The sequence below is a fragment of the Streptomyces sp. APSN-46.1 genome, assembly GCF_022815725.1.
In the GTDB taxonomy this organism is placed as follows: Bacteria; Actinomycetota; Actinomycetes; order Streptomycetales; family Streptomycetaceae; genus Streptomyces.
In genome coordinates this window covers 180,651-193,613 of record NZ_JALGRF010000006.1, presented here as the reverse complement: position 1 = coordinate 193,613, position 12,963 = coordinate 180,651, and the positions used below count along the sequence as shown (strand labels likewise).

Below are 12,963 nucleotides of genomic sequence, written 5' to 3'. Positions count from 1 at the left end.
AGGAGACACACATGGCGACCGACCTCTTCGGCCGACCCGACTGGGACCAGCACGCCCGCCGCGACAGCGAGCTGATCGATGCCGTCGTCACCGTCCGCCAGCTCGGCCGGATGAACATCCTCCCCCGCAAGCCTCACGGCCGGATCGACTACGCGCTCGTGTACTCGTCACCCAAAGGTACATATGACACATATCTGCCGCCTCGACGGCCGGTCACGACCAGGCGCTACACCGCTGTGTACGAGGTCGACACCGGCGTCCATCCGCTCCGCGCCGAATTGCGGCTGCCGAGTGACAACGACGCCCACGAGTTCGAGGTGAACGTCGTCCTCGACTGGCAGGTCACCGACCCGGCACAGTACGTCCGCAGTGGCTGGCGCAACGTGCCGCGCATGCTGACCAACGAGCTGGAACAGGCGGCCCGCCCGGTGGCCCGGCAGTTCCCGATCGGCCGGAGCGCGGCAGCGGAATCGGAACTGCTCTCCACGCTCCAGGCCGGCAAGCCCCTGGGGGAAAGCGCGGGTCTGCGCGCCAACTGGACGATCCGGCTCCGGCGGGACGCGGACAACATCGAGCACGAGCGGCGTCTGCAGGCCATCCACCACTCGGCGGAGCAAGCCACGGCCGAAGCCCGGCACGCGCTCGAACTCCAGCGGTATGAGGCTCAGAAGGTCGACTTCTACCAGCGCCATCTGGCACAGGGCGGGGTGCAGGCCTGGGCCTTGCACCTGGCGCAGCGCCCCGAGGACACCCAGCCGGTCCTCGACGGGATGCAGAAGCACGAGCTGGACCTGATCCAGGCACAGATCAGCCTGATCAGGGAACTTCTCGGCGAGAGCGGCGGCGAAGCGCACGAGCTGGAGGGCCCCAAGCGGATCGTGCTCCAGATGATCAGCGACTTCTTCACCCGCCGACTGTCCGGGACACCCGGCGAACCGGTCGCCGGCGCCCTCCCCCGCTGGGAGCAGCCCTCCGGCTACGGGCACGCCCCGGTACCGCCGGGCCCTTCCGGCGACGGTGAGCGGTGACCGCCCCCGCCACCGGTGAGGCCGCCCAGCGACTCCTCGGCGATCTGCGTACGGAGATCGCCCGCGCGGACAGCAAGGCCTCGATCCTGATGGGAGCACTCGGTATGACGGTCGGGCTGATCAGCGCCCTGCTCGCGGGCAAGCACTGGCGGCCCGACGTGCTCTCCACCACCGGCGCTGTCTTCTGGTGGTGCGGAGCCGCGGGCTTGGGGCTGGCCCTGTTCTCACTCCTGCTCGCAGTGTTACCGCGGTACCGCACTACCGCTTGGCAGCCCGGCACACCCCTCTCGTACTTCGGCGACATCCGCTCGGCCGACCGCCAGGGCCGACTCGAAGAGGCCCTGGCGGACACCGTCCGGGACCCCGGCGCCCCGCTGCGGGCGGCTCTCGCGGAGAACAGCCGTATCGCCGTGCGCAAACTGCAGTGGATCAAGGCCGGCCTGATCGCGTTCTGCGCCGCAACCGTGCTGCTGCCCGCTGCCCTCCTCATCGGCTGACGTCCGACCGGAAGGACCACCGTGGACCAGGCATCCGACCCTTCGTACCCCGGCTACCCGCCGGAGCCCGCACCGGCCGAGCTCGGCCCCGACGATCTTGAGTACCGGAACGCCCCGGGAACCCGCGTTTTCCACCATGCCCGCCAGCGCCGCACCGATGCCACCGCCTGGGGCACGCTCGCGCTCCACATACCCGGGTTCCTGCTGAGCCTGGCCGTGGTGCTGCTCACCGCGCTGCTGCTGGAAGTCTGGCTCGGGCTGCCCGTCTGGGTTCCGACCACCCTCTGGATCACTTCGGGGGCCCTCGTCTTCCACCGGCCCAGTGAGCGGTTCCTCGCGCGCCACCTGCTACGCCTCCAACGCCCTCTGCCAGAGGAGCTCGCCCGGCTCCACCCGGTGTGGCGCGAGGTCACCGCCCGCGCGGGCATCGACGGCACGCGCTACGAGCTGTGGATCGAAGACAGCGACGGGATCAACGCCTCCGCGGCCGCCGGCCACATCGTCGGAGTCACCCGGCACGCGGTGGAGCGCCTCCCCACCGCGCAGCTGGCCGCCGTACTGGCTCATGAACTCGGCCACCACACCGGCGGGCACGCCTGGTCCGGGCTGCTGGGCTGGTGGTACGAGCAGCCGGGCCGACACATGTGGCGGGCCCTGAACGTGCTGGCCATCCGGCTGTACCGGTCCGTGAGCATGTCCTCGTACATGGCCGGGGCACTCCTGGTCGGCCTCGTCGCGTGGCTCGCCTTCGTCACCGTGAGCGAGACCTACGGCCTTCCGCTCCTGTTGCCCGCCCTGCCCTATCTGACAGCCGCGGTGGCCCGGCGGGCCGAACTCCGTGCGGATGAGCATGCCGCTGTTCTGGGCTTCGCTCCCATGCTTGCCCAAGTACTGCACGGATGGATCGCCGAGGAAAGGCCCGCCACGGGCCGGGCGACCCTGCCCGGTGGCGCTGCCGTCGCCACGGCCGCCGCCGAGCCCGGCTTCCTGGCCCGGCTGCTGTCCAGCCACCCCGATCACCGCACCCGGCTGCACCACCTTCAGCCCTATCTGGCCGGGCAGGGGGTAACGCCGCAGGGCGGCCACCCTCTCGGGTGACCGCCCTGCGGTTACTGCTCTGGTCCGACTCAGCCGTTGTACGGGCCGTAGTCGTAGTCCTCCAGCGGGACAGCCTGGCCGGAGCCGGTGCCGAAGGGCGAGTAGTCGATGTCGTCGTAGCCGACGGCCGAGTACATCGCGGCCTTGGCTTCCTCGGTGGGCTCGACCCGGATGTTGCGGTAGCGGGCGAGGCCCGTACCGGCCGGGATGAGCTTACCGATGATGACGTTCTCCTTGAGGCCGATCAGGGAGTCGGACTTGGCGTTGATCGCCGCGTCCGTCAGAACCCTGGTCGTCTCCTGGAAGGACGCCGCCGACAGCCACGACTCGGTGGCGAGCGAGGCCTTGGTGATACCCATCAGCTGCGGACGGCCGGAGGCGGGGTGACCGCCCTCGGTGACCACACGACGGTTCTCGGTCTCGAACTTCGACCGCTCGACGAGCTCGCCCGGCAGGAGCTCCGCGTCGCCGGACTCGATGATCGTCACGCGGCGCAGCATCTGCCGGATGATGATCTCGATGTGCTTGTCGTGGATCGACACGCCCTGCGAGTTGTAGACCTTCTGGACTTCGCCGACCAGGTGGACCTGGACGGCGCGCTGGCCGAGGATGCGCAGCACGTCGTGCGGGTTGGTGGCACCCATGGTGAGCTTCTGGCCCACCTCGACGTGGTCGCCCTCGTGCACGATGACCTTGGCGCGCTTGGAGATCGGGAACGCCGTCTCCTCGCTGCCGTCGTCGGGCGTGATGACGATCTTCTTCGTCTTCTCGGTCTCCTCGATCCGCACGCGGCCGGCGGCCTCGGAGATCGGGGCGACACCCTTCGGGGTACGGGCCTCGAAGAGCTCGACGACACGCGGCAGACCCTGCGTGATGTCGTCACCGGCCACACCACCGGTGTGGAAGGTACGCATCGTCAGCTGGGTACCGGGCTCACCGATGGACTGGGCGGCGATGATGCCGACCGCCTCACCGATGTCGACCAGCTTGCCGGTGGCCAGGGAGCGGCCGTAGCAGAAGGCACAGGTGCCGACAGCCGACTCACAGGTCAGGACCGAGCGGGTCTTGACCTCCTCGACGCCGTTCGCGATGAGGGCGTCGATGAGCACGTCACCGAGGTCCACGTTCGCCGGCGCGATGACCTTGCCGTCGATGACGACGTCCTCGGCCAGCATGCGGGCGTACACGGAGGTCTCGACGTCGTCCGCCTTGCGGAGGACACCCGCCTCGTCCTTGACACCGATCTTCAGCTTGAGGCCGCGCTCGGTACCGCAGTCCTCCTCGCGGATGATCACGTCCTGCGAGACGTCCACCAGACGACGGGTCAGGTAACCCGAGTCGGCGGTACGCAGGGCGGTGTCCGCCAGACCCTTACGGGCACCGTGCGTGGAGATGAAGTACTCCAGAACGGTGAGGCCCTCACGGAAGGACGCCTTGATCGGACGCGGGATGGTCTCGTTCTTCGCGTTCGACACCAGACCACGCATACCGGCGATCTGTCGCATCTGCATCATGTTTCCTCGGGCACCCGAGTCAACCATCATGAAGATGGGGTTCGTCTTGGGGAAGTTCGCGTTCATCGCCTCGGCAACCTCGTTGGTCGCCTTGGTCCAGATCGCGATGAGCTCCTGCGTGCGCTCGTCCTTGGTGATCAGACCGCGCTCGTACTGCTTCTGGACCTTCTCGTCCATCGCCTCGTAGCCCGCGACGATGGCCTTCTTGGCCTCGGGCACGACGACGTCGGAGATGGCCACGGTGACGCCCGAACGGGTCGCCCAGTGGAAGCCGGCCGCCTTCAGGTTGTCGAGCGTCGCCGCCACGATGACCTTGGGGTAGCGCTCCGCCAGGTCGTTGACGATCTCGGAGAGCTGCTTCTTGCCCACCGAGTAGTCGACGAACGGGTAGTCCTCGGGCAGCAGCTCGTTGAAGAGCGCGCGGCCCAGGGTGGTGCGCAGACGGAAGCTGTCGCCCGGCTGGAACTCCTGCTCGCCCTCCTCGGCGACCGGCGGCACCCAGCCACGCGGCGGGATGGTGCCCACCGGGAAGCGGATGTCCACGGACGACTGCAGCGCGAGCTCGCCGGCGTCGAACGCCATGATCGCCTCGGCGGTCGAGCCGAACGCGCGGCCCTCACCCTTGACGTCACGGAGCTCACCGTCGGTGGTCAGGAAGAACAGACCGAGGACCATGTCCTGGGTCGGCATCGTGACCGGACGGCCGTCGGCCGGCTTGAGGATGTTGTTCGAGGACAGCATCAGGATGCGGGCCTCGGCCTGCGCCTCCGCGGAGAGCGGCAGGTGCACGGCCATCTGGTCGCCGTCGAAGTCCGCGTTGAACGCGGTGCAGACGAGCGGGTGGATCTGGATGGCCTTGCCTTCGACCAGCTGGGGCTCGAAGGCCTGGATGCCGAGGCGGTGCAGCGTGGGCGCACGGTTCAGGAGAACCGGGTGCTCGGCGATGACCTCTTCGAGCACGTCGTAGACGACCGTGCGGCCGCGCTCGACCATGCGCTTCGCCGACTTGATGTTCTGCGCGTGGTTCAGGTCGACCAGGCGCTTCATCACGAACGGCTTGAAGAGCTCCAGCGCCATGGCCTTGGGCAGACCGCACTGGTGCAGCTTCAGCTGCGGACCGACGACGATCACGGAACGCGCGGAGTAGTCCACACGCTTACCGAGAAGGTTCTGACGGAATCGACCCTGCTTGCCCTTCAGCATGTCGCTGAGGGACTTCAGCGGACGGTTGCCGGGGCCCGTGACCGGGCGACCACGACGGCCGTTGTCGAAGAGGGCGTCGACCGCCTCCTGGAGCATGCGCTTCTCGTTGTTCACGATGATCTCGGGGGCACCGAGGTCGAGCAGACGCTTCAGGCGGTTGTTGCGGTTGATCACGCGGCGGTACAGGTCGTTCAGGTCGGAGGTCGCGAAGCGGCCACCGTCCAGCTGCACCATCGGACGCAGGTCCGGCGGGATGACCGGCACGCAGTCGAGCACCATGCCCTTGGGCTTGTTGCTGGTCTGCAGGAACGCGGAGACGACCTTGAGGCGCTTGAGCGCACGGGTCTTCTTCTGGCCCTTGCCGGTACGGATGATCTCGCGGAGGCGCTCGGCCTCCTCGTCGAGGTCGAAGGACTCCAGGCGCTTCTGCAGCGCCGCGGCGCCCATGCAGCCGTCGAAGTACGTACCGAAGCGGTCACGCAGCTCGCGGTACAGCAGCTCGTCGCCCTCCAGGTCCTGGACCTTGAGGTTCTTGAAGCGGGCCCACACCTCGTCGAGGCGGTCGATCTCGCGCTGGGCGCGGTCACGGAGCTGCTTCATCTCGCGCTCGGCGCCTTCGCGCACCTTGCGGCGCACGTCGGCCTTCGCGCCCTCGGCCTCAAGCTCGGCCAGGTCGGTCTCGAGCTTCTTGGCACGGCCTTCGAGGTCCGCGTCACGGCGGTTCTCGATCTGCTGGCGCTCGACGGAGACGTGGGCCTCCAGCGACGGGAGGTCGCGGGTGCGGCGCTCGTCGTCCACGAACGTGATCATGTACGCGGCGAAGTAGATGACCTTCTCGAGGTCCTTCGGCGCGAGGTCCAGCAGGTAGCCAAGGCGCGACGGGACGCCCTTGAAGTACCAGATGTGGGTGACGGGAGCGGCAAGCTCGATGTGGCCCATCCGCTCACGGCGCACCTTGGCGCGCGTGACTTCGACGCCACAGCGCTCACAGATGATGCCCTTGAAGCGGACACGCTTGTACTTGCCGCAGTAGCACTCCCAGTCCCGGGTAGGACCGAAGATCTTCTCGCAGAAGAGTCCGTCCTTCTCGGGCTTGAGGGTGCGGTAGTTGATGGTCTCCGGCTTCTTGACCTCGCCGTGCGACCAGGTTCGGATGTCGTCCGCGGTGGCAAGGCCGATCCGCAGCTCGTCGAAGAAGTTGACGTCGAGCACTGTGCGTCAATCCCTCTTTCGGGGTCGAGTCTCAATCATGGTCTGAACGGTCCCGGGGATGACGGGGGGCTCTTGAGCGAGCCCCCCGTCAGGCCCGTCAGACCTCTTCGACGCTGCTCGGCTCACGCCGGGACAGGTCGATACCGAGCTCCTCCGCCGCGCGGAAGACGTCCTCGTCGGTGTCGCGCATCTCGATGGACATGCCGTCCGAGGACAGCACCTCCACGTTGAGGCAGAGCGACTGCATTTCCTTGATGAGCACCTTGAAGGACTCGGGAATGCCCGGCTCGGGGATGTTCTCGCCCTTGACGATGGCCTCGTAGACCTTCACGCGGCCGGTGACGTCGTCGGACTTGATGGTCAGCAGCTCCTGGAGGGCGTAAGCGGCGCCATAAGCCTCAAGCGCCCACACCTCCATCTCACCGAAGCGCTGGCCACCGAACTGCGCCTTACCACCCAGCGGCTGCTGCGTGATCATCGAGTACGGACCGGTCGACCGGGCGTGGAGCTTGTCGTCGACCAGGTGGTGGAGCTTGAGGATGTACATGTACCCGATCGAGACCGGGTCGGGGAACGGCTCACCGGAGCGGCCGTCGAACAGGCGCGCCTTGCCGGACGGGAGGACCAGGCGGTCCCCGTCGCGGTTCGGGAGCGTGTGCTCGAAGAGGCCGGCGAGCTCGTCCTCACGGGCACCGTCGAACACCGGGGTGGCGACGTTGGTGCCGGGGGCAACCTGGTCGGCGCCGATCACCTGAAGGCGCTTCGCCCAGTCCTCCGCGAGGCCGGAGACGTCCCAGCCGCGGCTGGCGAGCCAGCCGAGGTGGATCTCCAGGACCTGTCCCGGGTTCATTCGGGACGGGACACCCAGCGGGTTCAGGATGATGTCGACCGGCGTGCCGTCCTCAAGGAAGGGCATGTCCTCGATCGGAAGGATCTTGGAGATGACACCCTTGTTGCCGTGGCGGCCGGCGAGCTTGTCGCCGTCGGTGATCTTGCGCTTCTGGGCGACGTAGACGCGGACCAGCTGGTTCACGCCCGGAGGAAGCTCGTCGCCCTCCTCGCGGTCGAAGACGCGGACACCGATGACCTTGCCGATCTCACCGTGAGGGACCTTGAGCGAGGTGTCACGCACCTCGCGGGCCTTCTCACCGAAGATCGCGCGGAGCAGGCGCTCCTCCGGGGTCAGCTCGGTCTCACCCTTGGGCGTGACCTTGCCGACCAGGATGTCGCCGGCGACTACGTCCGCACCGATGCGGATGATGCCGCGCTCGTCGAGGTCCGCTAGGACCTCCTCGGAGACGTTCGGGATGTCCCGGGTGATCTCCTCGGGGCCCAGCTTGGTGTCACGGGCATCGACCTCGTGCTCCTCGATGTGGATCGAGGAGAGGACGTCGTCCTGCACGAGGCGCTGCGACAGGATGATCGCGTCCTCGTAGTTGTGACCTTCCCACGGCATGAACGCGACGAGCAGGTTCTTGCCGAGGGCCATTTCGCCCTCTTCGGTCGCCGGACCATCGGCGAGGACCTGGTCCTCGACGATCCGGTCGCCCTCGTTGACGATCACCTTCTGGTTGACCGAGGTGCCCTGGTTCGAGCGGGAGAACTTCGCGACGCGGTACGTGGTGTACGTGCCGTCGTCGTTGGCGACGGTGATGTAGTCGGCCGAGACCTCCTGGACGACACCGTCCTTCTCCGCACGGATCGAGTCACCGGCGTCGACCGCACAGCGGTACTCCATGCCGGTGCCGACGAGCGGCGCCTCCGCCTTGATGAGCGGAACGGCCTGGCGCATCATGTTCGCGCCCATGAGGGCGCGGTTGGCGTCGTCGTGCTCCAGGAAGGGGATCATCGCGGTCGCGACGGACACCATCTGGCGCGGGGAGACGTCCATGTAGTCGACGTCGTCGCCGGCGATGTAGTCGATCTCGCCACCACGACGGCGAACCAGCACGCGGTTCTCGGTGAAGCGCATGTCCTCGGACAGGCCGGCGTTGGCCTGGGCGATGACGAAGCGGTCTTCCTCGTCGGCGGTCAGGTAGTCGACCTCGTCGGTGACGACACCCTCGATGACCTTGCGGTACGGGGTCTCGACGAAACCGAACGCGTTGACGCGGCCGTAGGAGGCGAGCGAGCCGATCAGACCGATGTTCGGGCCTTCAGGGGTCTCGATCGGGCACATGCGGCCGTAGTGCGACGGGTGAACGTCACGGACCTCGAAGCCGGCCCGCTCACGGGACAGACCGCCGGGGCCCAGCGCCGACAGGCGGCGCTTGTGGGTCAGACCCGACAGCGGGTTGTTCTGGTCCATGAACTGCGACAGCTGGCTGGTGCCGAAGAACTCCTTGATGGAGGCGACGACCGGCCGGATGTTGATCAGGGTCTGCGGCGTGATCGCCTCGACGTCCTGGGTGGTCATCCGCTCGCGGACGACGCGCTCCATACGAGCCAGACCCGTGCGGACCTGGTTCTGGATGAGCTCGCCGACGTTGCGCAGACGACGGTTGCCGAAGTGGTCGATGTCGTCGGTCTCGACGACGATCGAACGGCCCGACTCACCGATGGTCTCGGTCTCGCCCGCGTGGAGCTTCACGAGGTACTTGATCGTGGCGGTGATGTCGTCGGTGGTGAGCACACCGGCGTTCAGCGGCTCATCGGCGCCGAGCTTCTTGTTCACCTTGTAGCGGCCGACCTTGGCGAGGTCGTAGCGCTTCGGGTTGAAGTAGAGGTTCTCGAGCAGCGTCTGAGCGGCCTCACGGGTCGGCGGTTCGCCCGGACGCAGCTTGCGGTAGATGTCGAGCAGCGCGTCGTCCTGGCCCTGGGTGTGGTCCTTCTCCAGGGTGGCGCGCATGGACTCGTACTCGCCGAACTCCTCGAGGATCTGCTCGGTGGTCCAGCCGAGAGCCTTCAGGAGGACGGTGACGGACTGCTTGCGCTTGCGGTCGATGCGGACACCGACCATGTCGCGCTTGTCGATCTCCATCTCCAGCCAGGCACCCCGGGACGGGATGATCTTGGCTGCGAAGATGTCCTTGTCGGACGTCTTGTCGATGGAGGAGTCGAAGTAGACACCGGGGGAACGGACGAGCTGCGACACCACGACACGCTCGGTGCCGTTGATGACGAAGGTGCCCTTGTTGGTCATGAGCGGGAAATCGCCCATGAAGACCGTCTGAGACTTGATCTCTCCGGTCTCGTTGTTCGTAAACTCGGCCGTGACGAACAGCGGAGCCGCGTACGTGAAGTCGCGGTCCTTGCACTCGTCGACAGAGTTCTTCGCCGGCTCGAAACGGTGGTCGCGGAAGGTCAGCGACATCGACCCGGAGAAGTCCTCGATCGGCGAAATCTCCTCGAAGATCTCTTCCAGACCGGACTTGGTGGGGACGTCCTGTCCACTCTCAAGCGCCGACTCGACGCGAGACTTCCAGGCTGCGTTACCGAGCAGCCAGTCAAAGCTCTCTGTCTGCAGCGCCAGGAGGTTCGGAACCTCGAGGGGCTCCTTGATCTTTGCAAAGGAGATGCGCAGCGGGGCGGTGCTGGCACCGGTGTTCGTATTGGTCGAGGCGTTGCGCGAGGCGGCCAAGAGGGGGTCCTTCCGAGGGCTCGGACTCACTACGCGCGTACCGGTCCCAGCTGACACAGAAGACAGGCCCCCCAATCTGATCGAAAGACCAGGTCAGGGCGTATCAATCAAGTGTGCTCTAGCGTGGGCATGCCCCTGGCGACGGGCAGAGGGCAGCTAACAGGCAGCGCAAAGGGTCAGTGTAGCCACTTGGCTCACTGATGTCCAGACCAGGTTTCCGGAAACCGGCAACAGGCCTTCCCCATGTTGTTCCAACACTCGTCCAACGCTGCGGCCCTCGTACACAGAGCGCGTATCAGTACTGCCCTCTTCGTAGTCGATCCATGCCTAGGATCTCCGATCCGGTGCCTCGGATCTCGGATCGAGCGGGGTCGATCTCACGACGGGTCTGAGAATTGCGCGCCGCGTGCCGTTCGTCAAGGCCCCCTGCTCCGTGCGGATCATCTCGGGACCCGCTCCCAGGGCAGCGAAGATCACCATACTCCCCAACGAGACCAGGGCAAATCAGGCACTGGGAGTACGCCAAAGGGCGACCACCCTTACGGGTGATCGCCCTTTGGTTGAGGCCGTCAGGCGGCCTCAGAGGTGTTACTTGACCTCGACGCCGGCACCGGCGGCCTTGAGGGCCTCGGCGGCCTTGTCAGCGGCCTCCTTGGCGACCTTCTCGAGAACGGGCTTCGGGGCGCCGTCCACGAGGTCCTTGGCCTCCTTGAGGCCCAGGGAGGTCAGCTCACGCACGACCTTGATGACCTGGATCTTCTTGTCGCCGGCACCGGTGAGGATGACGTCGAACTCGTCCTGCTCCTCGGCGGCCTCAACGGCGGCCGGGGCGCCCGGACCGGCAACGGCGACGGCCGCGGCGGCGGTGACGTCGAACTTGTCCTCGAACGCCTTCACGAACTCAGAGAGCTCGATGAGGGTCATCTCCTCGAACTGGGCGAGGAGGTCGTCCTGAGAGAGCTTCGCCATGATGGGCGATCCTTCCACTAATTCGGCAGGTGCCGGATGTATAGAGAGGCGGGCGTAACGGCCCGCTACGACCCGCGCACTAGGCGGCGCGGATCAGTGCGCGAGCCGAATTACTCGGCACCGCCCTGCTCGGCGAGCTTGACGCGAAGCGCTTCCGCAGTGCGGACGAACTTCGACGGCAGCGCCTGGAAGAGCGAGGCAGCCTGAGACTGCTTGCCCTTGAACGCGCCGGCCAGCTTGCTGAGCAGAACCTCGCGGGACTCGAGGTCCGCAAGCTTCTTGATGTCATCGGCGGAGAGCGCCTTACCATCAAGGACACCCGCCTTGATGATCAGGTTGGGGTTGTCCTTGGCGAAGTCACGCAGGCTCTTCGCCGACTCCACCGGGTCACCGGTGATGAAGGCGACCGCGGTGGGACCAGCGAAGTGCTCGTCCAGCGCGGTGATCCCGGCCTGGTTGGCCGCAATCTTGGTCAGCGTGTTCTTCACCACGGCGTACTGGGCGTTCTCACCGAGCGAACGACGCAGCGTCTTGAGCTGCGCGACGGTGAGACCCCGGTACTCGGTCAGCACGGCGGCGTTCGAGCTCTGGAACGCGTCCGTGAGCTCGGCTACCGCGGCAGCCTTGTTGGGCGTCGGCATAGTGCGTCGGCCTCCTTCCGGGTGATGAGGACCGCTCAGAAGGGGCCGACATACAAAACGCCCCGGCGCAGGCGCCAGGGCGTAGCTCAACCGGAACGAATTCCGGGAACTCTCCACAGTCACCTGCGCGGGTCGTCCGCAGTTGGCGGATCCTTCGGCCACCGAACCCTTGCGGGCACGGCAACGACCAGCGGTCTTTGGCTTCTGGGGAAGACTACGTGAAGGGGTCGAGCCGAGGCAAATCGGCCCAGGAGGCTCAGGAACCTCAGGCGCTGCCCTCGCCCGAGCCCTTCATCATCTCGGCGAGGTCCACGACCTGGTCGGCCGGCGGGGCGGTGACGGAGACCGGCTTGTTGTAGTCCGTGAACTTGATCGTCATGTCCGTGGCGCCCTTGGTGCCCTGGCCACGGGTGCGGACCTGCTTGGTGTGGTTGCTCTCGTCGATCCACATGTCCACGGTCATGGTGGTGATGCCCTGCTTCTCCAGGTCCTTGAGCGTCTTCTCCCGGCGGTCCTTCGCCGCCTGGTCCTCGCTCGCGGTCGCGGTCTTCATCTGGTCCAGCGTGAGCGTGCCCGCCAGGTGCTTCGTCTTCTGGCCGTCGATGGTCTCCTCGCCGACCAGCTTGACGTCCTTGGACTGGAGCAGGGCGTTCGCCTTGTCGCCCGGGTTCTCGGCGTTCTGCGTGCCCTTGCCGGCCGCGTCCAGCTGCTCGGCCGCCTTCGGGTCGAGGGACTTCAGGTCGAACTTCAGCCACTTGCCCTCGGCGCCGATGTACATGGCGCCGTCGATCAGGCGGATCTCGGCGGTCTCGCCCGGGCTGTCCGGCGAGGTCATCTTCATCTGCATGGCGAGGGCCGGCTTGAGCGACATCGAGACGTCACCCGCGACCGCCCCGTCGGGGGTGGTGCCGGACATCGTGTAGCGGAGCGAGGTGATCTCCTCGGACGTCTTCCTCGTGCTCTCCAGCAGCGCGACCGGCGTCACCTCCGCGGCGCCCTTGCCCGCCGGCGCGGACGCGGACGCGGAGGCCGAGGCGGCGGCCTTGCCCGTGTCCTTCTTGGTGTCGCCGTTCTCGCACGCCGTGGCCCCACCCACGAGCAGTACGGCGGCCAGTGCCGCGCCAACGGTCTTCTTGCGGTTCGCGAGCATGGAGTCCCCACCCCTGGTGTGATCGTTTGTTGCTATGACCATACGTTCCCCCGCCCCCACCACCGAACGTG

The 12,963-nt window shown here is 66.8% G+C and carries 8 protein-coding genes; 3 read left to right on the top strand and 5 right to left on the bottom strand.

What is annotated here, in order from left to right; genetic code table 11:
* The first annotated feature begins 11 nt into the window (after nucleotides 1-11).
* Genes MTF65_RS18965 through MTF65_RS18955 form a run of 3 tightly spaced genes read left to right on the top strand, consistent with a single transcriptional unit; the run spans nucleotide 12 to nucleotide 2,623 of the window.
* Nucleotides 12-1,028, top strand: coding sequence for a hypothetical protein (locus tag MTF65_RS18965; protein WP_243629920.1), 1,017 nt, complete (start codon nucleotides 12-14; stop codon nucleotides 1,026-1,028).
* Nucleotides 1,025-1,525, top strand: coding sequence for a Pycsar system effector family protein (locus MTF65_RS18960; RefSeq protein ID WP_243629919.1), 501 nt, complete (start codon nucleotides 1,025-1,027; stop codon nucleotides 1,523-1,525). The genes MTF65_RS18965 and MTF65_RS18960 overlap by 4 nt, the downstream gene beginning before the upstream one ends.
* A gap of 21 nt (nucleotides 1,526-1,546) precedes the next feature.
* Entirely contained in the window at nucleotides 1,547-2,623 is a 1,077-nt protein-coding gene (locus MTF65_RS18955; protein ID WP_243629918.1) for a M48 family metalloprotease, read from the top strand.
* Nucleotides 2,624-2,652: 29 nt separating this feature from the next.
* Here MTF65_RS18955 and MTF65_RS18950 read toward each other — a convergent pair whose 3' ends face one another.
* From MTF65_RS18950 to MTF65_RS18930, 5 genes are all read right to left on the bottom strand, one after another.
* Nucleotides 2,653-6,552, bottom strand: a complete 3,900-nt coding sequence (locus MTF65_RS18950; protein WP_243629917.1) for a DNA-directed RNA polymerase subunit beta' — start codon at nucleotides 6,550-6,552, stop codon at nucleotides 2,653-2,655.
* Between the two features lie 97 nt (nucleotides 6,553-6,649).
* Nucleotides 6,650-10,132, bottom strand: a complete 3,483-nt coding sequence (gene rpoB / locus MTF65_RS18945; RefSeq protein WP_243629916.1) for a DNA-directed RNA polymerase subunit beta — start codon at nucleotides 10,130-10,132, stop codon at nucleotides 6,650-6,652.
* A gap of 588 nt (nucleotides 10,133-10,720) precedes the next feature.
* Nucleotides 10,721-11,101 carry a 50S ribosomal protein L7/L12 gene (rplL, locus tag MTF65_RS18940; RefSeq protein WP_243629915.1) on the bottom strand — a complete coding sequence of 127 codons (381 nt, stop codon included), beginning with the start codon at nucleotides 11,099-11,101 and terminating at the stop codon, nucleotides 10,721-10,723.
* A gap of 110 nt (nucleotides 11,102-11,211) precedes the next feature.
* The gene (gene rplJ, locus MTF65_RS18935; protein ID WP_243629914.1) at nucleotides 11,212-11,742 is read right to left on the bottom strand and encodes a 50S ribosomal protein L10; all 531 of its coding nucleotides are present in this window, start codon (nucleotides 11,740-11,742) and stop codon (nucleotides 11,212-11,214) included.
* Between the two features lie 265 nt (nucleotides 11,743-12,007).
* Nucleotides 12,008-12,892, bottom strand: a complete 885-nt coding sequence (locus tag MTF65_RS18930; RefSeq protein ID WP_243629913.1) for an LppX_LprAFG lipoprotein — start codon at nucleotides 12,890-12,892, stop codon at nucleotides 12,008-12,010.
* Nucleotides 12,893-12,963: the final 71 nt, after the last annotated feature.